Here is a 26,801-nt window from a genome sequence, read left to right as displayed (position 1 = left end):
GTCCGCCGGGCCGGTCGGGTCCGCCGGGCCGGTCGGGTCCGCCGGGCCGGTCGGGTCCGCCGGGCCGGTCGGGTCCGCCGGGCCGGTCGGGTCCGCCGGGTCGGTCGGGTCCGCCGGGTCGGTCGGGTCCGCCGGGCCGGTCGGGTCCGCCGGGCCGGTCGGGTCCGCCGGGTCGGTCGGGTCGGGCGCGGCGCCGGCGGTTGTGCAGCAGCACGCCGACCGCGGCGGCGGCCACCGCTCCCGCCACGATCCAGAGCAGCGGGCTGGTCCGCACCTGCCCGGGGAGTTGCTGGCCGAGGACGAAGACGCCCATCGCCGCCACGAACCACCCGAACGCCTTGCGCAGCACGACCTCCGGGACGTGCCCGGCGAGCCGGCCGCCGGCGAGGCTGCCGGCCACGGCGGCGGCGGTGACCGCGGCGGCCAGGCCCCAGTCGACGTCGACGGTGGACAGGTAGCCGGCCAGGCCGGCGAGGGACTTCATCGCGATGACCACGAGCGAGGTGCCGACCGCGACCGGCATCGGCAGGCCGCCGAGTAGGGCGAGGGCGGGGACGACCAGGAAGCCGCCGCCGGCGCCGACCAGGCCGGTGACCAGGCCGACCACGACGCCGTCGAGCACCACCCGCAGCACCGGCAGCTCGTGCGGCACGGGCCGGCCGCCGCCGCGGTCGCGCCGGCCGCGGATCATGGCCGTCGCGGTGGCGAGCATCATCAGGGCGAAGCCGGCGAGCAGGACCGCGGCCGGGACGAACGCGGCGAGGCGGCCTCCGGCGTACGCGCCGGCCATGCCCGCGGCCCCGAAGACCAGGCCGGTCCGCCACCGGACGCGGCCCGCGCGGGCGTGGGGCAGCACGGCCACGGCGCTGGTCACCCCGACGACCAGCAGCGAGGTGGCGATCGCCTCCTTCGGCGGCAGGTCGGCGACGTAGACCAGCAGCGGTACGGCGAGGATGGAGCCGCCGCCGCCGAGCAGGCCGAGGCTGACCCCGATGAGGACGGCCAGCCCGACGGTCAGCGCGAGGCCGCCGGTCACGACCGCCGCCCGGTTGTCGACCCCTCACGCAGCTGGCCGACGACGGTGTCCAGGTCGCAGCTGGCGCCCCGGTTGTAGGGCAGCTTGCCGAGCAGCATGCCCATGGCGCAGGTGTTGGTGACGGCGGCGAAGGTGAGGCCGGCGCCGATGAAGCCGGCGACCCACTTCAGGCCGGGCAGGAACACCGAGCCCAGGATGCTGACCAGGACGATCGACCCGGCGACGAGCCGCACCTGTCGCTCCAGGTCCCAGCGCGGGGCGCCCTGCTTGATTGGCGCGTTCGCGGCCTGCCAGGCGAGCATGCCGCCGCCCAGGACCTTGAGGTTCGGCAGTCCGGCCCCGGTCAGGGCCTGCTCGGCCTGGGTGGCGCGGGCGCCGGAGCGGCAGATCAGCACCACGTCCTCGTCGAGGTGGTTACGCAGCTCCTCGCGGTGCTCCTTGAGCATGTCGAGCGGGACGTTGTAGGCGCCGGGGATGTGTGCGGTCTCGAACTCCGCCGGGGTGCGCACGTCCAGCAGGCGGGGCGCGCGGCCGGAGCCGATCAGCTCGCGCAGGGTGGCGGCGTCGAGGACGGCGGGACGGGCGTTCTCCGAAGTGCTCATTCTTCCTCATTCGGGATGTGTCGTGCGGAATCTGGGCAGGGATCGGCCGGCCGCCGCGGGTTCGCGGCGGCCGACTCGGGCAGGGGTCGGCCGGCCGAAGCCGGTCTGCGGCGGCCGACCGGCGCAGGGGCTGGCCGGCCACCGCCGTTCGCGGCGGCCGGTGGCCAGGTTCAGGTCAGGCGCCGCCGACCATGGCGACGCCGGCGGCCTCGGCCCGGGCGAACGCGTCGTCGAGCACCACGACCTCGCGGCCCGCGTTCGCCAGCAGCGACGCGGCGGCGGTGGCCCGGTATCCGGAGCCGCAGTGCACCCAGACCACGCCCGGGGGCACCTCGGCGAGCCGCGCCGGCAGGTCGGGCAGGGGGATGTGCACGGCGCCCTCGACGTGGCCGGCGCGCCACTCGTTGGTCATCCGGACGTCGAGCACGACGTCCGGGGCGGGCAGCCCGGCCGGGGTGTTGCCGGCGCGGGCGGCGGCCAGCGCGGGGAAGTCGGCGGCCCGCAGGTCCCGCAGTTGCCCCGGGTCGGCGGCCCACTGCTCGGCCGTCCCGGTGGCCTGGGCGGCCGGCCGGTCGATGCCGATGCGGACCAGTTCGCGCTGGGCGTCGGCGACCTGCCCCGGCGTCTCGGCGAGCAGGGTGATCGGTGTGCCCCAGTCGACGAGCCAGCCGAGCCAGGTCGACATCGGGCCGTCCAGCCCGAGACTGACGGTGCCGGCCAGGTGCGAGGCGGCGTACGCCTTGCGGTGCCGCAGGTCGACGACCCACTGGCCGTCGGCGATCCGCTCGCGCAGCGCGGCGGCGTCGGCCCGGGCGACCGGGGTGAGGTCCACGGGCGCCGGGCCGGCGAGGTTCGCCACGCCCATGTGGGCGTAGTACGCCGGGTAGGCGTCCAGGCCGGCCAGGGTCTCGGTGACGAACTCGTCGGCGGCCAGTCGCAGCACGGGGTTGGCCCGCTTCTCCCGGCCGATCGTCGACTCCGGCGCGTCGGCCTGGCTGGCCGAGCAGAAGCTGCCGAATCCGTGGGTCGGCCACACCTCGGCCCCGTCGGGCAGCAGGTCGGCCAACCGTTTCGCCGACGCGTGCTGGTGGTGGGCGAGTTCGTGGGCGTGCTGCGCGCCGAGCAGGTCGGTGCGGCCGGTGGTGCCGAAGAGCAGCGAGCCGCCGGTGAACACCCCGGCCGGCCGCCAGCCGCCGTCGTCGGCCTCGTCGAGCGCGTACGACAGGTGGTGGAAGGTGTGCCCCGGCGTCGCCACCACCCGAAGCCGCATCGCGCCGGAGACGGGCACGGTGTCACCGTCGGCGACCGGGGTCCGGTCGAACCTGACCTCGTCGTCCGCGGCGACCAGGTAGTCGGCGCCGGTCAGCCGGGCCAGTTCCAGGCCGCCGGAGACGTAGTCGTTGTGGATGTGGGTCTCCACCACGTGGGTGATGCGCACACCCTTGGCGCCCGCGAGGTACATGACCCGGTCGATGTCGCGCTGGGGATCGACGACGATCGCCACCGCGCCGTCGGAGGCCAGGTAACTGCGGTCGCCGAGCGAGGACGTCGCGATGACGGACACCTCAACTGCCATTGCCGTGCTCCTTGTGGGATCTATACACCGGGGGGTATCCGACGGGCACACGTCCGCGGTTGTCGACGTGTGCCTACTGCTTACCCACCCACGTCGCTGTCACGCGACGTGGGTGGCCGTGCTTCGTGCCGAGTTGCTCAGGCCAGCGAGAGGAAGAGCTTCTCCAGCTCCTCCTCGGTCATCTCCGGCGCCTCGCCGCGCTCGCGGGCGGCGTTGCAGTGCCGCATCCCGGATGCAATGATCTTGAAACCGGCCCGGTCGATCGCCTTCGACACCGCGGCGAGCTGGGTCAGCACGTCGCGGCAGTCCTGGCCGGTCTCCATCATCTCGATGACCGCGTTGAGCTGCCCCCGGGCCCGCTTCAGGCGGGTCAGCGCGTCGCTCGTCATCTCGGGTCGAAGCCTCACCCCGCACCTCCTCGTCACCGACTATACCCCTGGGGGTACCCGACGACGCCATGCTACCCCCGGGGGTACGACAGGTGCCAGGCCACGGCATGCTCCCCTGGCCTGGCCTGGCCTGGCCTGGCCTGGCCTGGCCTGGCCTGGCCTGATCCGCCGGAGCGCCCACCCGGGGAGACGCCGGCGAAGGCGGGGGCCGTGCCGCCGCGACGCAGGGTCCTCGGGACATCGACGGAACGCATATCCTGTGGCCCGACCGCACCACCGGAAGGGATCCCATGCCGTCGCGGCAGGACCAGCTGCACTCGTACCAGTTCACCGTCCAGCGGGCGGTCGCCGCCCTGGTGATGCGGGAGACCGACCCGGCGCAGTCGCCGTTCCGGCGGCTGGCCGGCGCGGCCCTGGCCAGCGTCCTGGTCGCGGCCATCGGCCTGGGCGGTTTCGCCCTCTACGGCCTCTTCGCCGGTGGGGGCAGCAGCTGGCGCGATCCGGGCGCGGTGATCGTCGAGAAGGAGTCCGGGGCCCGCTTCGTCTACCGGGAGCAGAAGTTGCACCCGGTGCTCAACTACGCGTCGGCCCTGCTGATCATCGGTGCGGACCGGCCGAAGACCGTGCTCGTCTCCCGCCGCGCCATCGACGGGGTGCCGCGCGGGTTGCCGCTGGGCATCGCCGACGCCCCCGACTCGCTGCCCGCGCCCGGACGATTGTCGACCGCGCCGTGGACGGTCTGCTCCGTGGCGGCCGCCGAGGACAACCGGGCGACGCCGCGGTCGGCGCTGCTGATCGGCGTGGCCGGCGACGGTGGCCGGGCGCTCGGCGAGGACGCGCTGCTGCTGCGCCACCCCGACGGCGCGCTGCACCTGGTCTGGCATCAGCGTCGCTACCTGCTGCGCGACCCCAACCGGGTGTTGGCCGCCCTGGCGGCCACCCGGGCCCGGGCGGTCCCGGCGGCCCCGGCGCTGCTCAACAGCCTGCCCGCGGGCGCCGACCTGGCCCCGCTGGCCCTGCCCGCCGAGGGGGAACGCTCGGCGCGGGTGTCCGGGGCGCGGATCGGCGACGTCTACCTGGTACGCAACTCCGGCGGGGGCCGGCAGTACGCCGTCGCGTTGCGGGACGGCCTGGCGGGCATCACCGAGTTGCAGGCCGGCCTGCTGCTCGCCCGCACCGGGCAGGGCGAACCGGAGCCGATCACCCTCGGACGTTTCGCCGCGCTGCCGAAGCTGCCCGACCTCGCGCCGACCGGCCCGACCGCTCCGCCGACCGTGCCGCCCCGCCTGGCCGCGCCCGACGGGTCCGCGCTCTGCGTCCGGGTCGGTGACGACGGCGGCGCGACCGAGGTCAGGCTCGGCGTGGGGCTGCCCGACCTCGCCGCCGCGCCGCGCACCCCGCCTCCGTCGGGCGGCGGGGTGCGCGCGGACCACGTCGTGGTGGAGCCGGGCCGGGGCGCGGTGGTCGAATCGGTCGCGGCGCCGGGCGCGCCCGGCGGCGCGGTCTCCGTGGTGACCGACGTGGGACGGCGGTACGTGCTCGCCGGCGGCGAGGTGCGCGGGATGCTCGGCTACCGCGACGTCCGGCCGCTGCGGCTGCCGGCGGGCCTGGTCAGCCTGGTGCCCGCCGGCGCCACGCTCGACCCCGCCGCCGCGCGGGTCGTCGCCACCCCCACCTGACCCGGCCGGCGAAGCCCCGGCTCAGGCGGCGGGGCGGCTCCGGCGACGCGACGGCCCAGGCGGCGGGTCGGGCTCAGGCGGCGGGGCGGCGCAGCACGGTGACGGCGAAGTCGGCGTCGTCGCGCCAGGGGCGCAGGTCCCAGGTGGCGAAGCGGTGCTCCAGCCGCAGCCCGGCGGCGACGGCGTCGGCGTCGAAGTCGGTGAGCGGATAGCCCCGGTCGGTGCCGAAGCCCACCGCCACCACGCCGTCGGGCCGCAGGTGGGCGGCGATCCGGCGGAGCACGTCCCGCTCGGTGCCGGGGGCCACGAAGGCCAGCACGTTGCCGGCGACGACCACCGCGTCGAACGGCTCCGGCTCCCCGGCCGCCGCCAGGTCCAGCTCGGCCAGGTCGGCCACCAGCCAGCGCGGGCCCGGGTGGTCGGCGCTGGCGGCCTCCACCAGCGCCGGGTCGGCGTCCACGCCGACGACCGCGTGCCCCCGGGCGGCCAGCGCCGCGCCCACCCGGCCGGTGCCGGAGCCGGCGTCGAGGATCCGGGATCCCGGCGCGACCAGGGCGTCAACCAGCCGGGCCTCGCCGGCCAGGTCCGCCCCCTCGGCGGCCAGCCGGCGGAACCGGTCGATGTACCACTGCGAGTGCTCCGGACCGGTCTCGGTCACCCAACGGGTCGGCTTTCCCATGCCGCCACCGTAGCCGGATCCGGCCGGCCCTCCGGCGGCGGGCACACCTGCGCCGACGGGATCACGCTCACGGGTGCCGGAGGGCGGGTGCACCGCGCGGCAGGTGCCGGAGGGCGGGTGCGCCGCGCAGGGGTCCGGGGCCGGCGGGTCCAGCATCCGCCGAGCGGGCGGCCGGGCGACCGCTTTACGGCGCGCGCCGCCACGCCCGGCCCGTGGCGCCGGCCGGCGCGGGTCAGGTCAGCGCGAGGAATGTCGCGGCGGTGAGCGGGGCGCCGGCGGCCGTCCCGGCGACCACCTGGGCACCGTGTGGTCGCGCAGGCGCACCCGCGACCAGGCCACCGCGACGACCAGCGACCAGAGCGCGTGCAGCGCGGGACCGAGGACCAGGACGAGGACGGCCACCGAACCGGCGGCGGTGGCGGCGTGCACGCTGAGCTTCCACCAGCGGTTGACCGCCGTGACGACTGCCCCGTTGACGAGGGTGGCGACCATCAGCGCGACCAGCAGCCGGGGCGCGTCGAGGGCGGCCAGCAGCGCGATGCCGACCGCGACGGAGGCCAGCCCGAGGGCCAGGGGGCGCAGCCGCTGCGTGTGGTCGCCGATGTGCCGGTCGGTCAGCCAGCCCCGGCGTACGCCGTACAGCACCACGCCGACCGGGATCACCGCGCAGAAGACCAGGGCGGCGCCGCCCCAGCGCAGCACGCCGCCGAGGCTGCCGGTGGCGCGGGCCGCCACCACCAGCGGCATGACGGTGACCAGCACGCTGGGCGCGAGGACCTCCGTGACCAGCCGGGCCGCCCGGCGGCCGGGGCTCCGGTCAACCGGATCGACGCCGTCCGGCGCCGCGCCGTCCGGCGCCGCGCCGGTCAGGCCGACGCCGGGCGGGGCCGCAGCGGGCGGGACGCCGGTGTCGGTGTCGGGGGAGGCTTCCACCCGGGACATCCTTGGCCGGCGGCCGCCGCGCGGCAACCCCGCCCCGCCTCAGCCCTTCTCGGCGCCGCTGGTGAGCCCCTCCGTGAGCAGCCGTTCGCTGGCGAAGAAGAGGATCACGATGGGCAGGGTGAGGATCACCGAACCGGCCATCAGTACCGTCTTCGGCACCTCGACCCCGTCCGCCAGCTGCGCCAGCCCCAGCGACACCGTCCACCGGTTCGGCTTGTCGACCAGGAAGAGCAGGGCGAAGAGGAACTCGTTCCAGGCGATCATGAAGTCGTACAGGGCGACCGCCATGATGGACGGCGCCGCCAGTGGGAGGCTGACCCGACGGATGATGCCGAGCCGCCCCGCGCCGTCGATGGCCGCGGACTCCTCCAGGCTGACGGGGATGGTCTCGAAGTAGTTGCGCAGCATGTAGACCGAGACCGGCAGGGTTTGCGAGATGTAGACCAGCACCAGGCCCAGCAGCGAGCCGCGCAGCCCGGCCCGGGTGAAGACCACGAAGAGCGGGATCGCGATGACGATCGACGGGAAGAGGTAGACCGCCAGGAAGAGGAAGTCGACCTGCCGCCGGCCGAAGAACCGCAGCCGGGCGACGGCGTACGCGCCGGGGATCGCCACGGCCAGCGTGAGCAGGGTCGCCGCGACGGCGACCAGGCCGCTGTTGCGCATGAAGGTGAGGAAGCCCTGGCCGCCGTCGTCGGCGGCCCTGACCACCTCGGCGTACGTGTCGAAGGTCAGTTCGCCGAGGCCCACCACCAGCGAGCCGGGGTCGAGCAGCAGCCGCTCGATGGGGCGCACCGAGAGCACCAGCATGTAGTAGAAGGGGAAGACGGTGACCAGCAGGAACGTGGCGACCACCAGCCGGCGCAGCCAGCGCAGGCCCACCGTCTCGATCCGGTCCCGGTCCATCAGTCGACCCTCCGTCCACCGAAGAAGCGCAGGTACACCAGCACGAACACGATCAGCACCACCGCGAGCACGACCGCCTGCGCCGCCGCCGCGCCGATGTCCGTCCGCGCGGTCAGGAACTCGTAGACCCGGACGCTGACCACCTCGGTGCCGGCCGCCCCGCCGGTGAGCAGATAGACGTCGTCGAACTTGTTGAACGTCATGATGAACCGCAGCACGCCCAGCAGGCCGATCACCGGCAGCAGTTGCGGCAGCAGGATGTGCCGGAACCGCTGGGTGGGGGTGGCCCCGTCCACCCGGGCGGCCTCCTCCAGCTCGCCGGGCACCGCCTGGAGCCGGGCGAGCAGGAACAGGAACGCGAACGGGAAGTAGCGCCACGCCTCGAACGCGATGACCGTGGCCAGGGCCGTCGACTCCTGGGACAGGAACGGCACCGGGGTGTCCCAGCCGAGGAAGCGCCGACCCCAGTCGTTGACGACGCCGAGCTGGGGGTCGAGCATCACCTGCCAGACGAAGGTGACCGCGACCACCGGCGCCACGTACGGCAGCAGCATCGACGCGCGCACGAGCGTGCGGCCCCGGAACGGCCGGCGTACGACGAGCGCCGCCACCAGGCCGAGCAGGATCGAGCCGGCGGTGCTGGCCACGCTGTAGACCAGCGTGGTCCAGAGGGTGTCGGCGAAGCCCGGGGTGTTCAGGACCCGCTCGACGTTGTCCATCGTGAACTCGCCGAAGAGCCCGGTGCGGCGCAGCGTGGCGAGGCGTACCCGCTGGAAGGCCAGCACGACGGTCCAGACGATGGGGACGCCGATGACCGCGACGACGACGAGCAGGGTCGGGGCGACCAGCGCCAGCCCGGCGCGGGCCTCCCGGCGGCGCAGGGTCAGCGGTCGCCGGCGGGGGGCCGGGGCCGGCCGATCCCGGGTGGGGGAGCGGCCGGTGCCCGGCGCGGCGGTGGTCAATTGACGCCCGCCTTGATCGCCTCCACGTCCTTCTTCGCCCGGCCGGCGGCCGCGGCGGCGTCGGTCTTGCCGGCGACCACGTCGTTCAGCGCCTTGGGCACGGGCAGCTCGCCGAGGATCGCGCCGACCAGCTTGCCCTGGCCCTGGGTGAGGCCCCAGCGCTGGAAGGTGTCCGGGCTGCGCCGCAGGCCGGCGAGCACCTCCTCGCCGTACACGTCGGCGAGCGGCTTCTTGGCGTCCACCCCGGCCTGGCTGGCGTTCCAGGCGGTGAGGAACTTCTCCGGCTCGGCCGCGGTGCCCTTGCGGACGGGGAAGCGCCCCTCGGGGGACATGCCGAACCAGCGTGGGTAGGCGTCGCCGAGCATGTGCTCCACGAAGGACTTCGCCGAGTCGCCGGCGGCGCCGTCGAGCACGGCCCACGAGCTGATCTCGCCGTACTGGGCCGGCGCGGCGCCGTTCGGGCCCTTGATCGCGGTGACGAAGCCGCTGTTCTTCGCCAGGTACGTCGGGTCGGCCTGGCACTGTGGGCAGGTCGGCCTGGCGTCGTTGCGCAGCCCGGCCAGCTCGTCGAGGATGAACGGCGACCAGATGAGCATGGCCGCCTTGCCGGCGAAGTAGGTGGCCCGCGTGGTGTCCACGTCCTGCGCGCCCTTCACGGAGCTGGTGCGCATGAGGTCGCCGTAGAACCGGAACGCCTCGACGCACTCGGGGGAGTCCAGTCTTACGGCCCCGGAGTCGTCGGTGAGCTGGCAGTTGTTGGCCAACGCCAGGTGCTCGAAGGTCTGCTGGGTGAACACGTCGCCGGGGGCGGTGGCGGCGGTGATGCCGGCGACGCCGCCGGTGTTCAGCTTCGTGGCGGCGGCGGCGATCCTCTCGTACGTGTCGGGGGCGGGCAGCCCGGCGGCGTCGAACAGGTCCTTGCGGTAGACGAGCAGCTGACCCCAGCCGTCGCTGGGCACGGAGAGCTGTTTGCCGTCGTCGGCGGTCAGCTCGAGCGCGCGCGGCGAGAACGTCTGCCGGCCGAGCGCCTCGACGACCTCCGCGTTCGCCGAGGGGTGCAGCAGTTCGTTGCCGGCGAGGGTGCGTACCCCGGCCAGCGACACCGAGCCGACCACGTCGGGCAACTCGCCGGCGGCGGCGCTGGAGGCGATCAGCGAGGGGAACTGGTCCTCGTTAACGGTGACCAGGTCGACCGTGATCCCGGTCCGGGCGGTGAAGTCCGCGATGATCGCCTTGGTGGCGGTGACCCGGTCGGCCACGTCCTCCAGGCTCCACACGGTGATCTTCTTGCTGTCGCTGTCGGTTTCCTCGTCGCCGCAGGCCAGCAGGCCGGCCCCGGTGACTGCCATGATCAGGGTGGCGGCGAGTATCCGCATCGGAGGTGCTGACATCGATGGCACTCCTCTCGAAGGGTATACAAGGGATTCAACGCCTTCGATTGATCAATTACAAGACATATACCGATTTTGTGCCTACGATGGAACCCAGTGCTACCGGGATGTGACTCATGGTCAACTGGGTTGTCTCTCTGGCCGGGCCTCGACGGATCAGCCTCGAGCCCTGCCCCCCGGATCCGCTCGGGCCCGGTCAGGTCCGCGTTCGCACCTGCTACTCCGGCATCTCGGCCGGCACCGAGCTCACCCTCTACCGGGGCAGCAACCCCCGGCTGAGCAAGGACTGGGACGACGTCAGCCGGATGTTCGTGCCCCGGCAGACCTCCGTGCCGTACCCGCTGGTGGGCTTCGGCTACGAGGAGGTCGGCGAGGTCGTCGAGGTCGCGCCCGACGTGGCCGACCGGCGGGCGGGGGAGGCGGTGTGGGGCATCTGGGGGCATCGCGCCGAGGCGGTCGTGGCCGCCGAGGCGGTGCATCCGCTGCCCGCCGGGCTGGATCCGCTTGCGGCCGTCTTCGCCCGCCCCGGGGCGATCGCCCTCACCGCCGTGCTCGCCGGCGACCTGCACCTCGGCGACTGGGTCGGCATCTTCGGGCAGGGCGTCATCGGGCTGCTCGCCACCCGCCTCGCCGCCCTCTCCGGCGCCCGGGTGGTCGCCGTCGACCGGGTGCCCGCCCGGCTGGCCCACGCCACCCGCCTCGGCGCGCGCATCGCGGTCGACGCGGGCGCCGAGTCGGCCGCGGCCGTGCTGCGTCGGGCCACCGGCGGCCGGGGCGCGGACGTCTGCCTGGAGCTGTCCGGGGCCTACCCGGCGCTGCACGAGGCGATCCGCTCCACCACCCACGCCGGCCGCGTCGTGGCCGCCGGCTTCTACCAGGGGCAGGCCGACGGGCTCGGCCTGGGTGAGGAGTTCCACCACAACCGGATCCAGCTGGTGGCGGCCCAGGTCTCCGGGCCGACCCCGGCGCCCGCCATGGCCGGCCGGTGGACCGGAGCCCGTGTCGCACACACCTTCATGGACCTGGTGGCCGAGGGCAGCGTCGACCCGCTGCCGCTGGTGAGCCACGTCGTGGACGCCAGCGCGGTGGCCGACGCGCTGGCGCTGCTCGACCGCGGTGACGGTGACGCCCTCCAAGTGGTGCTGAGGTTCCCTTGACGATCCCACTGGCCTGTCAGGAGCAGCTCCTGCCGGGCACCGACCTGATCCAGAAGTACGCGCTCGCCACCGCGCTCGGCTACGACGCGATCGAGCTGCGCGGCCGGGGCGACCTCGGCCTTGCCCGCCGGCTGCCCGAGCTGCGTCGCGCCCGGGCGGCCGGGGTGGTCATGCCCACCGTCTGCGTCGAGATGGACCACTTCATCGGCGACTTCGACCCCGAGCGGTCCCGCGACGCGGTGCGCAACCTGCGCTCGCAGCTCTCGGTGATCGCCGAGCTCGGCGGCGTCGGCGCGATGACCCCGGCGGCGTGGGGGATGTTCTCCCGGCGGCTGCCGCCGTTCGAGCCGCCCCGCTCGCCCGCCGGTGACCGGCAGGTGCTCCTCGACGCCCTCGGCGAGTTGGGCGAGCACGCCCGCGCCGAGGGGGTCACCCTCTTCCTGGAACCGCTGAACCGGTACGAGGACCACATGGTCAACCGGCTCGACGACGCGGTGGCCCTCTGCGCGGCCGTCGGGCTGCCCTCGGTGCGCGTGGTGGCGGACACCTTCCACATGAACATCGAGGAGGACGACGTGCACCGGGCGCTGCGCGCCGCCGCGCCCTATCTCGGGCACGTGCAGGTCAGCGACTCCAACCGCTACCAGCCGGGCGCCGGCCACCTCGACTGGCCGGCCCTGGTGCGCACCCTGCTGGAGATCGACTACCGGGGCTGGCTGGCGCTGGAGTGCCGGCTGCGGGGTGATCCGGTCCGGGCCCTGCACCAGGCCGCCGCCGTGCTCCGACATGCGCAGCCCCGGCAGGCGGCGGCATGAGCACCGACACCGCGGACGGCGGCCCGGACACCGGGACGGCCGCCGACTGCCGCGCCCGGGACGGCGGGGCCCGGGACGGCGGGGCCCGGGACGGCGGGGCCCGGGACGGCGGGGCCCGGGACGGCGGGGCGCTGCGCCAGCTCGCCGTCGCCACCCTCGACGGCAACTGGGAGCACGACCACACCGTGCCCTCGCGCACCCTCTACCCGCACCAGTGGAGCTGGGACTCGGCGTTCATCGCGCTCGGCTGGGCCCACGTCCGTTCCGACCGCGCCTGGCGGGAGCTGGCGAGCCTGTTCCGGGCCCAGTGGGCTGACGGGCGGGTGCCGCACATCGTGTTCAACCCGGCGCTGCGGGTCGGCTCGTACTTTCCGGGGCCGGAGTTCTGGGACTCGGCCCTCGCCGAGGGCGCCCCGGCCGTCGCCACGTCCGGGCTGGTCCAGCCGCCGGTGCACGCGCCCGCCGCGTGGCTGGCGTACCGCCGGTGCCCCTCGACGGACGGGCGGGCCGCGCTGCGCCGGCTCTATCCCGGGCTGGTGGCGCAGCAGCGCTACCTGGCCACCCGCCGGGACGTCGGCGGGGGCGGGCTGGCCTGCATCGTCCACCCGTGGGAGTCCGGGCTGGACAACAGCCCCGCCTGGGACGCGCCGATGGCGGCGGTTCCCGCCGACGCCGCCGTCATGCGCGCGTACCGCCGGCACGACACCGCGCACGCCGACGCGGCGCACCGCCCCACCGACCTCGACTACGCGCGCTACGTCGCGATCGTGGCGTCCTACCGGCAGCACCGCTACCGCGACGCGGAACTGGCGGCCCACCATCCGTTCCTCGTGGAGTGTCCGCTGTTCAACGCGGCGATGGGCGCCGCCGAGCACGCGCTCGCCCGGATCGCGCCGGTGGTCGGGGCCGACCCCGGCCCGCACCGGGAGCGCGCCGCCCGGATCACCGAGGCCCTGGTGCGCCGGCTGTACGACCCCACGACCGGTACATTCCAGCCCCGGGACCTGCGCGCCGACCGCCTCGTGCCGGCCCGGACGGTGCTCGGCCTCGTCCCGCTGATCCTGCCCGACCTGCCCGCCCGGCAGGCCACGGCGCTGGTCGCCGAGGCGTGCTCGCCGCGGTTCGGGTTGGCCGCCCGGATGGACCGGCCGCTGCCCAGCCACGACCGCACGGCGCCGGACTTCGAGCCGCTGCGCTACTGGCGCGGGCCGAGCTGGATGAACGTCAACTGGCTGGTGCGCCGGGGGCTGCTCACCCACGGCCGTCCCGACCTGGCGGCCGGCCTGCGCGACTCGATGATCGAGTTGGCGGCTCGCTCCGGCTGCCACGAGTACTTCCACCCGGACACCGGCGCCGGGCTCGGCTCGCCCGCCTTCGGCTGGACCGCCGCGCTGCTGCTCGACGTCCTCGCCGACGACCCCGCCGGCTGAGTCCACCGCCCGACCCGGTGGGCGGGGGCGCCGTTTGCCGGCGGCGGGCGCGGGTATGCGCGGGGCCGGTGACGACAGGAGGGCGCCGTGCGGTTTCCCCTATTCGTCGACGCGGTGTCCCGCCGGGCGGGGCTGTCGACCGCGCAGTCCGCCGCGATCGCCCGCGCCGTGCTGCAGACGATGGTGGAGCGGATGACCGGCGGCCGGTCGGGCGACCTGGCCGGGCACCTCCCCGACGAGTTGGACGGCTACCTGGCCGTGCCCGACCCCGCCGACGGCCGGCCGGCCCCCCTCGGACCGGCGGAGTTCCTGCGCCGCGTGGGGGAGCGGGCCGGGGTGGACGAGGCCACCGCCCGGGTCGGCACCGGCGCCGTCTTCGCCACCCTGCGGGAGGCGGTCACCGTCGACGAGTTCCGCGACATGGTCGCCCGGCTGCCCGGGGACTTCGACGGCACGAGCCAGCCGATCCCCCGCCCGCCATATGACAGCTGACGACCCAGCCTGTCATCCGCCGTTCACAAAGTCGTCTGTGGACATCGACCCGGATCGCAGGAAGACTGAAGGTTCACGTGCCGTTTGGCCGAAGAATCACCGGCCGGCTCGCAAGTAGACGGAAACTCCTCTATGCGCTAGAGGGATGATCGGACGGTTTTCCCCATCCGTTGCGTGAGGTGTCCGTCGACTGTTCGGCTGGACTCTAAACGATGATCTTTCCCGCCAGGCATCGAGCCTTATGCTGCTTCCATTGTGAAGTCCTGGGGGGGATCGATGGTTGCGTTTGTCGAACGCTGCGCGCTGTCCATGAGCGGGTCCGCCACCGCGCGCTGACATGGCAGAACCGACGGTAGTCAATCGTTTCGGTGCTGTCGCCGCCCGCCAGCCCGATCAGCCGGCCGTCCTCGGCGAGGCCGCCCCGCTCAGCTATGCCGCGCTCGCCGGCGCCGCCGGCGGGCACGCCGCCGCCCTCGCCGCGGCCGGGTGCCGGCCGGGCGACCGGGTCGCCCTGCTCACCGGGCACGGGCCCGCGACCATCACCGCCATCCTCGGCACGCTCGCCGCCGGGTGCGCGTACGTGCCGCTGGATCCGGGCTTCCCGGAGCAGCGGCTGCGGCACATGCTCGCCGCCGCGGAGGTCGACACCGTCCTGTGTGGAGTCGAGCACGCCGGGCTGGCCCGCCGGCTCACCGCCGACCGGCCGGCCGTCCAGGTGCTGACCGTCGACGACCTTTCGGCCGCGCCGCTGCGGCCCGTGCCCGTCGACCCGGACGCGCTGGCGTACGTGCTGTTCACCTCCGGTTCCACCGGCGTGCCGAAGGCGGTCGGCCAGACCCACCGCAACCTGCTGCACGTGGTGGACAACCAGATCGCGGCCCTCCACATCGGCCCGGAGGACCGGCTCAGCCTGCTCGCCTCGTTCAGCTTCGACGCGGCGATCCCCGACCTCTACCCGGCGCTGCTCGCCGGGGCCGCCGTCGTTCCGGTGGAGCTGCGCCGGCACGGCCTCGCCCACGCCGTCGAGCAGCTCGCCCGGCACGGGGTCACCGTCTACCACTCCACCCCGACCGTCTACCGCTTCCTGCTCGACACCCCCGGCCCCCGCCTCGACCGGGTGCGGGCCGTGCTACTCGGCGGCGAGCAGGCCACCCACGCCGACGCGGCCCGCGGGCGGGACCGCTTCGCCCCCGACTGCGTGCTGGTCAACGGCTACGGCGCCACGGAGATGACCTTCGCCGCCCGGTACGCGCTGCCGCTCGCCGACGCCGACCCCGCCGCCACCGGGCCGCTGCCGATCGGCACGGCGCTGCCCGGGTACGAGCTGCGCCTCGGCGAGGGCGACGAGATCGTGGTGCGCAGCCGGCACCTCGCCCCCGGCTACCTCGGCCAGGACAGCGACCGGTTCGCCGTCGACCCCGACGGCGTGCCGACGTACCGGACGGGGGACCTCGGCGCGCGGCTGTCCGGCGGCGACCTCGTTTGCCTCGGCCGGCTCGACCGGCAGGTGAAGGTGCGCGGGTTCCGCGTCGAGCTGACCGAGATCGAGGCCGTGCTCGCCGACCAGCCGGGCGTCGCCGCGGTCCGCGCCATCGCGCGCGACGGCGAGCTGCTCGCGTACGCCCGGCCGGGCGGTGCCGCGCTGGACCCGGTGGCCCTGCGCGACGCCCTCGCCCGACGGCTGCCGGAGTACGCGCTGCCGCGCGCGGTGGTGGTGGTCGACGAGTTCCCGCTCACCGTCACCGGCAAGATCGACGAGCGGGCGCTGCCCGACCCGGCCCGGGACGTGCCCGCCGGGGAGGCGCCGGCCACACCCACCGAGCGGATCGTGCACGACATCTGGTGCGAGGTGCTCGGCCGCCCAGCCGTCGGCCGCTCCGACAGCTTCTTCGAAGTCGGCGGCCAGTCGCTGCTGCTCGGTCGGGTGCAGCAGCGGCTCGCCGAGCGGTTCGGGGTGCGGCTGCCGATGCTGCGGCTCTTCGAGCACCCGACCGTGGCCGCCCAGGCCCGGCTGGTCGACACCCCGCCGGAGCCGGTCCGCGCGCCGGCCGTGCCCGCCCCGGTCGCCCCGGCGACCGCCGCCCGGGAGTACACGGGCGACGAGATCGCCGTGGTCGGCCTCGCCGGCCGGTTCCCGGGCGCGCCCGACGTCGGCACCTTCTGGTGGAACCTCTGCGCCGGCGTGGACTCCATCCACGACCACAGCGACGAGGAGTTGGCCGCCCTCGGCATCGGCCCCGGCCTGCGCGCCGACCCCCGGCACGTCAAGGCGGCCGGCCGGCTGGACGGGGTGGCCGACTTCGACGCCGAGTTCTTCTCCTTCGGCGCCGACGAGGCGGCCCGCACCGACCCGCAGCACCGGCTCTTCCTCGAGACGGCCTGGGAGGCCCTGGAGGACGCCGGGCACGACCCGGCCCGGTTCCCCGGGCTGGTCGGCGTCTACGCCGCCACCTCCGCCAACCGGTACTTCCTGTTCCACCTCATGGACAACCCGGCCGTGGTCGGCGACGTCGACCCCGACGACTGGGAGGCCCGGCTCGTCGGCCGACAGTTCACCGACCACCTGCCCGGGCAGGTGGCCTACCGGCTGGGCCTGACCGGGCCGGCGGTCGCCGTGCAGAGCGCCTGCTCCAGCTCGCTGGTCGCGGTCTGCCTCGCCGCGCAGAGCCTCGCCGACTACCAGTGCGACATCGCCCTGGCCGGCGGGGTGAACGTCACCTGGCCCCGCTACCGGCACACCCCCGGCGGTCTGGCCTCCCCCGACGGCCGCTGCCGCGCCTTCGACGAGGCCGCCGCCGGCGCCGGCTTCGGCTCCGGCGCCGGTGTGGTCGCCCTGCGCCGGCTCGCCGACGCCCAGGCCGACGGCGACCGGATCTACGCGATCCTGCCCGGCTGGGCCGTCACCAACGACGGCGCCGACCGCGCCGGGTTCGCCGTCCCCGGGCCCGCCGGGCAGGCCGCCGCCGTCGCCGGCGCGCTCGCCGCGGCGGAGGTCGCTCCCGGTGAGGTCCGCTTCATCGAGGCCCACGGCAGCGGCACGCCGTTCGGCGACGCCATCGAGGTCGCCGCGCTGCATGAGGTGTACGCCGGCACCGGGCCCGCCGAGACGTGCGCGCTCGGCTCGGTGAAGACCAACATCGGCCACCTCGACGCGGGCGCCGGCATCGCCGGGCTGATCAAGGCCGTACTCGCCGTGCAGCACGGCGTCATCCCGCCGAACCTGCACTTCACCCGCCCGCACCCGGAGATCGACCTGGCCGGCGGTCCGTTCTACGTGCCGACCAAGGCGCGGGACTGGCCCGAGGTGACCCGTCGCGTCGCCGGGGTCAGCTCGTTCGGGTTGGGCGGCACGAACGCGCACGTGGTGGTCGAGCAGCCGCCCCCGGCCGAGCCGGTCGACGGCGCGGAGGCGCCCGCGTACCTGCTGCCGGTGTCGGCGCGGACCCCGGCGGCGCTGCGGGCGGCGCTGACCCGGCTGCGGCAGCACCTCGCCGGGGCCGCCCCGGCGCTCGCCGACGTGGCCGCCACCCTCGCCCTGGGCCGGCGCGCCTTCGGCTGCCGGGCGGCCGTGGTGGCGGGCGACGCCGCCGGCGCCGTCGCCGCGCTGGACGAGCTGCTCGCCACCGACGCCCGGCTGGCCGGCGAGCCCGGCGAGCTGCGCGAGCTGGCGGCGGCCTGGGTCGCCGGCCGGGACGTGGACTGGGCGGCGCTGCACCCCGAGGGCTCGGTCCGGCGCGCCGGGCTGCCCACCTATCCGTTCCAACGCCAGCGGTACTGGATCGACCCCCCTCAGAAAGGTGCGCGGTGAACTGGTTCGTCTCCGCCGGCCGCCGTGAACCGGCGCCGGTGCAACTGTTCTGCCTGCCCTACGCCGGTGGCGGCGCGAGCGTCTTCCGCCGGTGGCAGGAGGAGATCGGGCCGGACGTCGAGGTGCTGCCGGTGCAGCTGCCCGGGCGGGAGAACCGGATCAGCGAGGACCCGGAGTTCCGGGTGGTGGACGTCGCGTCCGCCATCGCCGACCGGGTCCGTGGCCCGTACGCGATCTACGGCCACTCGATGGGCGGCCGGGTCGGCTTCGAGGTGGTCCGCGAGCTTCGCCGCGCCGGTCGTCCGCTGCCGCTGCGGCTCTACGTCGGCGGCGCCCGCGCCCCGCACGTCACCGCGCCGAGCCTCTTCGACGGGCTGTCCGGGGTGGACGACGACGAGCTGCTGCGCCGCCTGGGTGCCGGCGGCGGGCTGCCGGCCGAGCTGCTGGCGCACCCCGAGCTGGTCGAGCTGCTGCTGCCGCTGTTGCGCGCCGACTTCGGCCGGGTCGACAGCTACCGCTACATCCCGGGCGAGCCGCTGCCGGTGCCGATCGTGGCGTTCAGCGGCCGGCACGACCGCGCCGTCCGCCGGGAGCACAGCGACGCGTGGCGGGAGCACACCGCCGCCGGCTTCACCCTGTACGAGATCGAGGGTGGGCACTTCTTCCTCAACGACCGGCTCCCCGACCTGCTCGCCGCGATCCGCGCCGACCTCGACGGGGCCGTGGCGGCCGACCCGGAGCCGGCGGCTGCCGTCCCGCCGGTGGCGACGGTCGGGACCGGCGCGGCCCCGGCCGGCGCGGGGGCGGGCGGGCACCGGGTGCCGCTCGGCGACACCGGCTGGTCGGTGTGGCGGGACGCCATCCTGCGCACCACCGGCTTTCCCGCCGACGGTCTGACCATGCTGTCCGCGCCGCAGGCCGCGGCGGCCGCCGACGAGCTGCTCGCCACCGGCGACGGTGCGGAGCGGTACGACAAGGAGTTCGCCGAGGCGCTGACGGCGACCGGGCGCCGGATCACCGAGCTGGCCGCCGATCCGCTGCTGCGGGAGGCGGTCACCTGGCAGAACCGGGGCGCCGTGGTCGCGCTGGACGGCCTGGCGCGGGGCGGCCCCGACCCGGCGCGCAACGTGCGGCGGCGGGACCGGGAACGTGCCCTGCTGAAGTACTGGCAGCGGTACTGCGGCAAGAACGAGACGGTCGGCTTCTTCGGCCCGAGCTGCTGGGTCACCCTCGACCCGGCGCGCCCGGAGACCGCCGACGTGCGCCCCGGCCCGGGCCTGACCCGACGCCGCTGGGTGTGGTTCGAGTCCTGGGCGCTCAGCGCCTACGCCGACCGGATCGGCCAGGACGTGGCGGTGCGCGCCTGGTGGGCGCCGATGCTCTGCCCGCAGTTGAGCCTCGCCGACCGCACCGTCCACCGGCCCGGCCGGCCGCCGGTGTCGCTCAGCCCCGTGGAGGCGGCGCTGCTGGCCGCCGCCGACGGCCGGCGCCCGGCCCGCGAGCTGGTCGCCGACCCGGCGATCGGGCTGCGCCGGGCGGAGGACGGCTACGCGCTGCTGGACCGGCTGGTCGAGCGCGAGCTGATCACCTGGGACGCGGGGCTGCCGGTGAGCCCCGACGCGGAGGACGCGCTGCGGCGGCGGATCGAGGAGATCGGCGACGAGCCCGCGCGGCAGGACGCCCGCGCCGGCTTCGACCGGCTGTGCGCCGCCCGGGACGCCGTGGCCGCCGCCGCCGGCGACCCGGAGCGGCTCGGCGCAGCCCTGGACGCGCTCGACGCGACCTTCACCGAGCTGACCGGGCAGCCCCCGCGCCGCCGCGCCGGCCAGATGTACGCCGGCCGCACCCTCTGCTACGAGGACACCAGCCGGGACCTCGACGTGGTCTTCGGCAAGCCGCTACTCGACCGGATCGCCGCCCCGCTCGCGGTGCTGCTCCAGGCGGCCCGCTGGCTGGTCGACGCGCTGGAGCGGGCGTACGACGCGGCGTTCCGCGAGCTGTACGACGAGCTGCGCGCCGAGGCGGGCGGCGGCCCGGTGTCCCTGGCCGACCTCTGGTTCCTGGCGCAGGGCATGTTCTGGGGCGACGGCGCCCGGCCGGTCGACGCGGTCGCCGCCGAGTTCGCCGACCGCTGGGCCGGACTGTTCGGCCTGGCCGCGCTGCCGGCCGGGACGACGGAGGTCCGGCTGCCGGTGGCCGACCTGGCCACCCGGGTCGCGGAGGCCTTCCCGGCCGAGCGGCCGGCCTGGCCCAACGCCCGGCTGCACAGCCCCGACCTGCAGATCTGCGCCGCCGACGCGGAGGCGCTGGCGCGCGGCGACTACACCGTGGTCCTCGGCGAGCTGCACGCCGCCTGGGCGTCCTTCGACTGCCAGGTCTTCACGCCGTCGCACCCGGACGTGGGCCGGCTGCGCGACGCGCTGACCGAGGACCTCGGCGAGCGGCGGATCCGGCTGCTCGTCCCGACCGACTGGCCCCGGCGCACCAGCCGGGTCGCCGAGGCGCTCACCGGGCCGACGGACCGGCAGTTGGCCTTCGCGCCCGCACCCGGCGCCGACCCCGACCGGGTGCTGCCCACGGTCGACCTGACCGTCGCCGAGTCCGGCGGCCGGCTGGTCGCCACCGGCCGGGACGGGCAGCGCTGGACGCTGCCCGAGCTGTTCTCCCCGCTGCTCAGCGCGCACGCCGTCGACGGGTTCAAGCTGGTCAGCCCCGCGCCGTACACGCCCCGGATCACGGTCGGCGAGCTGGTGGTGGCGCGGCAGACCTGGCGGACGACGGTCGGCGAGAGCGGGCTCGCCACGGTCACCGGCGAGCGGGAACGGTTCCTCGCGGTCCGGGACTGGCGCCGCCGCCTCGGGCTGCCCGAGCAGGTCTACATCAAGCTCGGCACCGAGACCAAGCCCTGCTTCGTGGATCTCAGCAGTCCGGCGTTCGCCAACATGTTCTGCGCCATGGTGCGGGCCGCCCGCACCGACGGCGGCGACGACGCCTCGCTGGCGGTCAGCGAGATGCTGCCCACGGCGGCGGACGCCTGGGTGCCCGACGCGGCCGGCCGGCGCTACTTCAGCGAGCTGCGGCTGCACATCGTGGACGCCGACGAGCGGGAGGGCGGCCGATGAGCCACAAGATCCCGCTCGGCGACACCGGCTGGTCGGTGTGGCGCGACGTCGTCCTGCGTACCGCCGGCTTCCCGGCGGCCGGGCTGGCGGCCTTCGCCGCGCCCGAGGCGGCGGCCGCCGCCGACGCCCTGCTCCGCGGCGAGGGTGAGGCGGAGCCATTCGAGAAGGCGTTCGCCACGGCGCTGCTGGACGGCTCCGCGGTGGCCAACGAGATCGCCGCCGACCCGCTGCTGCGCGAGGCGGTCACCTGGCAGAACGCGGAGATGCTCATCGCGCTGGACGGCCTGCTGCGCACCGACCCGGCCGTCCGCAACGTCCGCCGCCGCAAGCGCGAGCTGAGCCTGCTGCGCTACTGGCAGCGCTACTGCGGCAAGGCGGAGACGATCGGCTTCTTCGGCCCGGTCTGCTGGGGTCGGCTCGACCCGGACGAGCCGACCACGCGGCTGTGGCCGGGGCCGGCGCTGGTGTCCCGGCGCGAGGTCCACTTCGAGGCGTGGGCGCTGATCGCGTACGCCGACCGGCTCGCCGACGACCTGGCGGTGCGGCGCTGGTGGGCGCCGACGCTGCCGCCGCACCTGAGCCTGTCCGACCGGCAGGTCACCCGGCCGCTGCTCCCGCCGACGGAGCTGACCGCCGTGGAGGCCCGGCTGCTCGCCGCCTGCGACGGGCGCACCCCGGCGGTCACCCTGGTCGAGCGGCTGCTGGCCGGTGGGGAGACCGGTCTGCGCAGCGCCGACGACGGATATCTGCTGCTCGACCGGCTGGTCGAGCGGGACCTGCTGACCTGGGACGCCGGCCTGCCGGTCAGCCCGCAGGCGGAGCGCGTGCTGACGGAGCGGATCGACGCGATCGGTGACGCGCAGGTCCGCGCCGAGGTGGCGGTCGCGTTCGACCGGCTGCGTGCGGCGCGCGACGCGGTGGCCGCGGCGGCCGGGGACCCCGAACGGCTCGGCGCCGCGCTCGCCGCGCTGAACGCCGAGTTCACCGAAGTCACCGGCCGGCCCGCCACCCGCCAGGCCGGGCAGATGTACGCCGGCCGCACGGTGCTCTACGAGGAGACCGCCCGCGACCTGGACTTCACGGTCGGCTCCCGGGTGCTGGACGCCCTGGCCGAGCCGCTGGCGATCGTGCTGACGGCCGCCCGCTGGCTGACCGCCGAGGTGGGCGCCGCCGGCGAGCGGATCTTCGCCGAGCTGCACGCCGAGCTGCGCGGCGACGGGCCGGCGCGGCTGGCCGACGTCTGGGCGCTGGCCCAGGGGCTGCTGCTCGCCCCGGACGGCCCGATCGCCCGGGCCGGCGCCGGGCTGACCGCCCGCTGGGCGGAGCTGATCGGCCTGGACGCGGTGGTCCCGGGGCAGACCGAGCTGCGGCTGCGCAGCGCCGACCTGGCCGGGCGGGCCCGCGCCCTGTTCGCCGCCGACCGCCCCGGCTGGCCGTCCGCCCGCATCCACAGCCCGGACGTGCAGATCAGTGCCGCCGGGCTGGACGCGCTCAACCGGGGGGACTTCCTGCTCGTCCTCGGCGAACTGCACCCGGCCTACGTCCCGTTCGACAGCGCCGTGCTGACCCCGTTCCACCCCGACCAGCCGGCCCTGCGGGCCGCGCTGGACGCCGAGCTCGGGCGGGCCCGCGCGCGGGTGCTCTACCCGGAGAGCTTCCCGCGGATGACCACCCGCATCACGTACGCCCTCAACGGCCCCCTGGACCGCCAGTTCGGCATCGACACGGCCCGGGGCGCCGACACCGACCGGCTGGTCCGTGCCACCGAGGCGCGGGTGGAGAACGACGGCGACGAGTGGCTCGCGGTGCTGCCGGACGGCACCCGCTGGCCGCTGATGGAGATCTTCGCCAACCTGCTCGGCGCGCTGCTGCTCGACAGCTTCAAGCTCCTCGCGCCGGCCCCGCACACCCCCCGCGTCACCATCGACCGGCTGGTGGTGGCGCGGCAGACCTGGCGGACGACGGTGGCGGAGACCGGCCTGGCCGGCGTCACCGGCGAGGCCGAGCGGTTCCTGGCGGTCCGCCGCTGGCGGGCCCTTCTCGGGCTGCCCGAGCGGGTCTTCGTCAAGGTGGGCACCGAGATCAAGCCCTGCTACGTCGACCTCACCGCCCCGCTGCACGCCCAGTCTCTCTGCGCCATGGTCGACGCCGCCGCGAAGAGTGGCCCCGACGTCACCGTGACGGTCAGCGAGCTGCTGCCGGACCCGGCGGACGCCTGGGTGACCGACGCGCAGGGGCGTGGCTACGTCAGCGAGCTGCGGTTGCAGATCACCGATCCAGTGAGCTACCGGGGAGAGAACGGGTGACCGACATCCTGTCCATCAGCGCCGTCCACGGGGAGACCCTGCCGTGGCCGGACGCGACGCTGGCCGAGCTGATCGCCGCGCAGGCCGCCCGGACCCCGGACGCGGTCGCGGTGCGCCAGTGGGACACCCGGCTCACCTACGCCGAGCTGCTCGGCCGGGCTGCCGGGGTGGCCGCCGCGCTGCGCGGGCGCGGCGTCGGCCGGCAGACCCGGGTCGGCGTCTGTGGGGCCCGCAACCCCGACCTCGTCGCGACCGTGCTCGGGGTGCTGCTGGCCGGCGGCTGTTACGTGCCGCTGGAACCGGGCGGCCCCCGCCAGCGGCTGCGGGAGATCGCCGCCGACGCGGGGGTGTCCGTGGTCGTCGGCGACGCCGCCGTGGCCGAGTTCGGCGACGTGCCGGGCGTCGAGGCGCTCGGCCTGCCCGGGCCGGCGCCGCTGGCCCCGTGCCCGGCCCGCCCCGGCGACCCCGCGTACGTGTTGTTCACCTCGGGTTCCACCGGCCGGCCGAAGGGGGTGCTCACCACCCACCGCAACGTGGTCGAGTTCGTCACCGGCTGCGCCGCGATGACCGGCGCGGACGCGGGCGTGCGCAGCCTCGGCATCGCCTCGCTCGGCTTCGACGCGGCCACCATGGACCTCTTCGTGCCGCTGCTGCTCGGCGGCGCCGTCCAGCTCCTCGGCGCCGACGACCGGGCCGACCCCGTCCGGCTGGCTCGGTTCATCGCCGTGCACGAGGTGAACTGGGGCTTCATCACCCCGACCGTGCTGTCCATGCTGGACCCGGCCGAGCTGCCGGCCTGGCGGGTGGTGCTCTGCGGCGGTGAGGCGGTGCCGGCCGAGCTGGCCGCGCGCTGGGCCCCCGGTCGGCTCTTCCTCAACGGGTACGGCCCGACCGAGACCACCGTGCTCGCGGTCAGCGGCGAGCTGACCGCCGCCGAGACCGACCCGGTGCCGATCGGCCGTCCGCTGCCCAACCACCGCGCGTACGTGGTGGACGCCGAGCTGCGCCCGGTGCCCCCGGGTGAGGCCGGCGAGCTGCTGATCGGCGGCCCGGGCCTGGCCGACGGCTACCTCGGCCGGCCCGGCCTGACCGCCGAGCGTTTCGTCCCCGACCCGTTCGGCGGTGAGGGGGAGCGGCTCTACCGCACCGGCGACCTGGTGCGGCAGGACCCGGACGGCCGGATCGTCTACCTGGGCCGGCTCGACCGGCAGGTGAAGATCCGGGGCCAGCGGATCGAGCTGGGCGAGGTGGAGGCCGTGCTGGCCGGCCTGCCCGGCGTGCGGCAGGTCGCCGTGGAGGCGGTCCCCGGTCCGGCCGGCACCGAGCTGGTCGCCTTCCTCACCCCGGCTGACGCCCCGGACGACGAGCGGCTGCGGGCGTACGCCCTGCCCCGGCTGACCGCCGCGATGCTGCCGGCCCGGGTGCTGCGCCGTGACGACCTGCCGGTCAGCCCGACCACCGGCAAGCTGGACCGGCCGGCGCTGCGGGCGCTGGCCGCCCCGGCCACGGCCCCGGCTCCCGCCGGGCCGGTTGACGCCGACGAGCCGGTCGAGGCGGCGGTGGCCCGGATCTGGGGCCGACTGCTCGGCGCGGCGCCCACCCCGGAGACCGACTTCCTCGCCGCCGGGGGCAACTCCATCGCCGCGATGCGCCTGGTCGCCGCGCTCCGGGCCGAGCTGGGCCGGCACGTCGACACCCGGGACGTGTTCACCGGCCGCACCCTGACCGGCCTGGTGGAGCGGATCACCGCCGCCGCCCCGGCCGACGGCGACGGGCTGACCACCGGCAACCCGCCCACCCTCTCCCCGCCGCAGCGCCGGCTCTGGTTCGTCGACCAGCTCGCGCCGTCCAGCGCCCCGTACAACATCGCGGTGGCGCACCGGCTGCGCGGCCCGCTGGACACGGTCGCCCTCGGCGCCGCGCTGCGGGCGGTCGTCGAGCGGCACGACGTGCTGCGCTGGCGCATCCCGCAGACCGCCGGCGTGCCGTACGCGGTCTGCGAGGAGCCGACCGACGTGGCCGTCCCGGTGGTAGACCTGAGCGGCAGCGCCGACGCCGAAGCCGAGCTGGCCGGGATGCTCGCCGCCGGGGCGGCGCACTCCTTCGACCTGGCCACCGGGCCGCCCTGGCAGGTGACCGTCTACCGGCTCGGGCCGGACGAGCACGTCCTGGCGATCACCCTGCACCACGCGGTGTTCGACGGCTGGTCGGAGAAGCTGCTCTACGACGACCTCGCGGCGGCGTACGACCGGGCGTTGCTGGGCGGCGCTCCGGCGCTGCCCGCGCTGTCCGCCACGTACGCCGACTACGCCGTCTGGCGGGCGGAGCGGGACCGGCGTCGCGGCACGGCCGACCTGGACTGGTGGGTGGCGCACCTGCGCGACGTGCCGACGGTGCTGGAGCTGCCCCGCGACCGGCCCCGGCCGGCGGTGGCCACCTACGCCGGCGCCGAGGCGGCGGTGCGGCTGCCCGAGGCGTGCGACCGCGGGGTGCGGGAGCTGGCCGAGCGGCGCGGCACCACCGTGGCGGCGGTGCTGCTGGCCGGCTTCGGCGAGCTGCTGCGCCGGCTCACCGGCCGCGACGACCACGTGGTCGGCGCGATCGTCGCCGACCGCCGGCTGGCCGCCTTCGACGACGTGGTGGGCTTCTTCATCGACACCGTGCCCGTGCGGGTGCGCGGCGGCGGGGCCAGCTTCGCCGAGCTGGTCGACCGGTGCGCGGGCGAGCTGCACGACGCGACCGTCCACCCGGGCGCCCCGCTGGAGCGGATCGTGGAGGCGCTCGGCGTCGGGCGGGACACGTCCCGCGCGCCGCTGGTGCAGGTGCTGTTCAACGTGCTCAACTTCGCCCCGCCCCGGCTGGCGCTGACCGGCCTGGACGCCGAGCCGGTCGCGGTGCCCAAGCCCGGCTCACCGTTCGACATCACCGTCTACGTGGTGGAGCGGGCCGGCCGGTGCGGCGTCGAGGTGGTCTACAACCCCGACCTGTTCGACGCCGGGCGGATCGACGACCTGCTGGCCGACCTGGTCGCCCTCGTCGGCGCGCTGGTCGCCGCCCCGGACACGCCGACCGACCGGGTGGCCGCCGAGCTGCCCCGGCCGACCGTGGCCACGCCGCAGCTCGGCGCCATGACCGTCGCCGCCGGCGAGGCCCCGCGCGCCGTGCTGCCGGCCGGCCCGGACGGGCTGACCGACACGGAGGAGCTGGTCGCCGGCATCTGGCGCGAGGTGCTGGAACGCGACCAGGTGGGCGTCACCGACAACTTCTTCGACATCGGCGGGCACTCCCTGGCGCTGGCCGCCGTGCACGCCCGGCTCACCGCCGCCACCGGCCGGTCGATCAAGATGCTCGACCTCTTCCGGCACCCCACCATCCGGGCGTTCGCCGCCAGCCTCGACGGCGCCGCCGACCGGCCCGAGCTGGCCCGCGCCGCGCTGCGCGCCGCCGCCCGACGCAGCCGTACCCGCCGCAACCCACCCCGCCGCCCCGGCGGCACCGCGTGACGAAGG

General features: G+C 75.8%; 17 protein-coding genes and 1 pseudogene. 9 read left to right on the top strand and 9 right to left on the bottom strand.

What is annotated here, in order from left to right; genetic code table 11:
- Window positions 1-127: 127 nt before the first annotated feature.
- The 4 genes and pseudogenes from ACGF5C_RS23885 to ACGF5C_RS23870 form a co-directional block, all read right to left on the bottom strand.
- A pseudogene (locus ACGF5C_RS23885) lies at window positions 128-1,036 on the bottom strand (sulfite exporter TauE/SafE family protein); the annotation flags it as partial.
- Window positions 1,033-1,638, bottom strand: a complete 606-nt coding sequence (locus tag ACGF5C_RS23880; RefSeq protein WP_393304945.1) for a rhodanese-like domain-containing protein — start codon at window positions 1,636-1,638, stop codon at window positions 1,033-1,035. The gene ACGF5C_RS23880 and the pseudogene ACGF5C_RS23885, both read right to left, overlap by 4 nt.
- Window positions 1,639-1,813: 175 nt before the next feature.
- Complete coding sequence (locus ACGF5C_RS23875) at window positions 1,814-3,214, bottom strand: rhodanese-like domain-containing protein (RefSeq protein WP_393304944.1); 1,401 nt, start codon at window positions 3,212-3,214, stop codon at window positions 1,814-1,816.
- Window positions 3,215-3,351: 137 nt separating this feature from the next.
- Window positions 3,352-3,621, bottom strand: coding sequence for a metal-sensitive transcriptional regulator (locus tag ACGF5C_RS23870; RefSeq protein ID WP_393304942.1), 270 nt, complete (start codon window positions 3,619-3,621; stop codon window positions 3,352-3,354).
- Between the two features lie 272 nt (window positions 3,622-3,893).
- Between ACGF5C_RS23870 and eccB the strand changes: the two genes are divergently transcribed.
- Window positions 3,894-5,282 carry a type VII secretion protein EccB gene (gene eccB / locus ACGF5C_RS23865; protein ID WP_393304940.1) on the top strand — a complete coding sequence of 463 codons (1,389 nt, stop codon included), beginning with the start codon at window positions 3,894-3,896 and terminating at the stop codon, window positions 5,280-5,282.
- A 73-nt stretch (window positions 5,283-5,355) separates the two neighbouring features.
- On the opposite strand, the gene ACGF5C_RS23860 is transcribed toward eccB, so the two are convergent.
- The 5 genes from ACGF5C_RS23860 to ACGF5C_RS23840 all read right to left on the bottom strand — a co-directional run bounded on the left by ACGF5C_RS23860 (window position 5,356) and on the right by ACGF5C_RS23840 (window position 10,162).
- Window positions 5,356-5,961 (bottom strand): class I SAM-dependent methyltransferase, encoded by a 606-nt coding sequence (locus ACGF5C_RS23860; protein ID WP_393304938.1) that lies wholly within the window; start codon window positions 5,959-5,961, stop codon window positions 5,356-5,358.
- Window positions 5,962-6,198: 237 nt separating this feature from the next.
- Window positions 6,199-6,894, bottom strand: a complete 696-nt coding sequence (locus ACGF5C_RS23855) for a phosphoesterase PA-phosphatase (protein WP_393304936.1) — start codon at window positions 6,892-6,894, stop codon at window positions 6,199-6,201.
- A gap of 48 nt (window positions 6,895-6,942) precedes the next feature.
- On the bottom strand, window positions 6,943-7,809 hold the full coding sequence (locus ACGF5C_RS23850; RefSeq protein ID WP_393304934.1) for a carbohydrate ABC transporter permease: 867 nt from the start codon (window positions 7,807-7,809) through the stop codon (window positions 6,943-6,945).
- Complete coding sequence (locus ACGF5C_RS23845) at window positions 7,809-8,771, bottom strand: carbohydrate ABC transporter permease (protein WP_393304932.1); 963 nt, start codon at window positions 8,769-8,771, stop codon at window positions 7,809-7,811. The genes ACGF5C_RS23850 and ACGF5C_RS23845 overlap by 1 nt, the downstream gene beginning before the upstream one ends.
- A complete protein-coding gene (locus tag ACGF5C_RS23840) occupies window positions 8,768-10,162 on the bottom strand; it encodes an ABC transporter substrate-binding protein (protein ID WP_393304930.1) in 1,395 nt (464 codons plus the stop codon). The genes ACGF5C_RS23845 and ACGF5C_RS23840 overlap by 4 nt, the downstream gene beginning before the upstream one ends.
- 116 nt (window positions 10,163-10,278) lie before the next feature.
- Here ACGF5C_RS23840 and ACGF5C_RS23835 point away from each other — a divergent pair, with 116 nt between their 5' ends.
- The 8 genes from ACGF5C_RS23835 to ACGF5C_RS23800 all read left to right on the top strand — a co-directional run bounded on the left by ACGF5C_RS23835 (window position 10,279) and on the right by ACGF5C_RS23800 (window position 26,795).
- Entirely contained in the window at window positions 10,279-11,319 is a 1,041-nt protein-coding gene (locus tag ACGF5C_RS23835; RefSeq protein ID WP_393304928.1) for a zinc-binding alcohol dehydrogenase, read from the top strand.
- Window positions 11,316-12,134, top strand: coding sequence for a sugar phosphate isomerase/epimerase family protein (locus tag ACGF5C_RS23830; RefSeq protein WP_357462128.1), 819 nt, complete (start codon window positions 11,316-11,318; stop codon window positions 12,132-12,134). Before ACGF5C_RS23835 ends, ACGF5C_RS23830 begins: the two co-directional genes overlap by 4 nt.
- A complete protein-coding gene (locus ACGF5C_RS23825) occupies window positions 12,131-13,564 on the top strand; it encodes a hypothetical protein (protein ID WP_393304926.1) in 1,434 nt (477 codons plus the stop codon). The genes ACGF5C_RS23830 and ACGF5C_RS23825 overlap by 4 nt, the downstream gene beginning before the upstream one ends.
- Window positions 13,565-13,651: 87 nt before the next feature.
- Window positions 13,652-14,056 carry a DUF2267 domain-containing protein gene (locus ACGF5C_RS23820; protein WP_393304924.1) on the top strand — a complete coding sequence of 135 codons (405 nt, stop codon included), beginning with the start codon at window positions 13,652-13,654 and terminating at the stop codon, window positions 14,054-14,056.
- Between the two features lie 337 nt (window positions 14,057-14,393).
- Entirely contained in the window at window positions 14,394-17,864 is a 3,471-nt protein-coding gene (locus tag ACGF5C_RS23815; RefSeq protein ID WP_393304922.1) for an AMP-binding protein, read from the top strand.
- A complete protein-coding gene (locus ACGF5C_RS23810) occupies window positions 17,861-20,986 on the top strand; it encodes a thioesterase domain-containing protein (protein ID WP_393304920.1) in 3,126 nt (1,041 codons plus the stop codon). Before ACGF5C_RS23815 ends, ACGF5C_RS23810 begins: the two co-directional genes overlap by 4 nt.
- Complete coding sequence (locus ACGF5C_RS23805) at window positions 20,983-23,292, top strand: lantibiotic dehydratase (RefSeq protein ID WP_393304918.1); 2,310 nt, start codon at window positions 20,983-20,985, stop codon at window positions 23,290-23,292. The genes ACGF5C_RS23810 and ACGF5C_RS23805 overlap by 4 nt, the downstream gene beginning before the upstream one ends.
- Window positions 23,289-26,795 (top strand): amino acid adenylation domain-containing protein, encoded by a 3,507-nt coding sequence (locus tag ACGF5C_RS23800; RefSeq protein WP_393304916.1) that lies wholly within the window; start codon window positions 23,289-23,291, stop codon window positions 26,793-26,795. Before ACGF5C_RS23805 ends, ACGF5C_RS23800 begins: the two co-directional genes overlap by 4 nt.
- Window positions 26,796-26,801 lie beyond the last annotated feature (6 nt).

It is taken from the genome of Micromonospora sp. NPDC047620 (assembly GCF_043205005.1).
GTDB lineage: Bacteria > Actinomycetota > Actinomycetes > Mycobacteriales > Micromonosporaceae > Micromonospora.
This window is presented reverse-complemented; position numbering and strand designations above follow the sequence as displayed.

Excerpts from the sequence above, each read along its gene's own strand:
- ACGF5C_RS23825 (WP_393304926.1), top strand. The coding sequence starts at position 12,131 with ATGAGCACCGACACCGCGGACGGCGGCCCGGACACCGGGACGGCCGCC.
- ACGF5C_RS23815 (WP_393304922.1), top strand. The coding sequence starts at position 14,394 with ATGGCAGAACCGACGGTAGTCAATCGTTTCGGTGCTGTCGCCGCCCGC.
- ACGF5C_RS23860 (WP_393304938.1), bottom strand. The coding sequence starts at position 5,961 with ATGGGAAAGCCGACCCGTTGGGTGACCGAGACCGGTCCGGAGCACTCG.
- ACGF5C_RS23805 (WP_393304918.1), top strand. The coding sequence starts at position 20,983 with ATGAGCCACAAGATCCCGCTCGGCGACACCGGCTGGTCGGTGTGGCGC.
- eccB (WP_393304940.1), top strand. The coding sequence starts at position 3,894 with ATGCCGTCGCGGCAGGACCAGCTGCACTCGTACCAGTTCACCGTCCAG.
- ACGF5C_RS23835 (WP_393304928.1), top strand. The coding sequence starts at position 10,279 with ATGGTCAACTGGGTTGTCTCTCTGGCCGGGCCTCGACGGATCAGCCTC.
- ACGF5C_RS23880 (WP_393304945.1), bottom strand. The coding sequence starts at position 1,638 with ATGAGCACTTCGGAGAACGCCCGTCCCGCCGTCCTCGACGCCGCCACC.
- ACGF5C_RS23875 (WP_393304944.1), bottom strand. The coding sequence starts at position 3,214 with ATGGCAGTTGAGGTGTCCGTCATCGCGACGTCCTCGCTCGGCGACCGC.
- ACGF5C_RS23850 (WP_393304934.1), bottom strand. The coding sequence starts at position 7,809 with ATGGACCGGGACCGGATCGAGACGGTGGGCCTGCGCTGGCTGCGCCGG.
- ACGF5C_RS23840 (WP_393304930.1), bottom strand. The coding sequence starts at position 10,162 with ATGTCAGCACCTCCGATGCGGATACTCGCCGCCACCCTGATCATGGCA.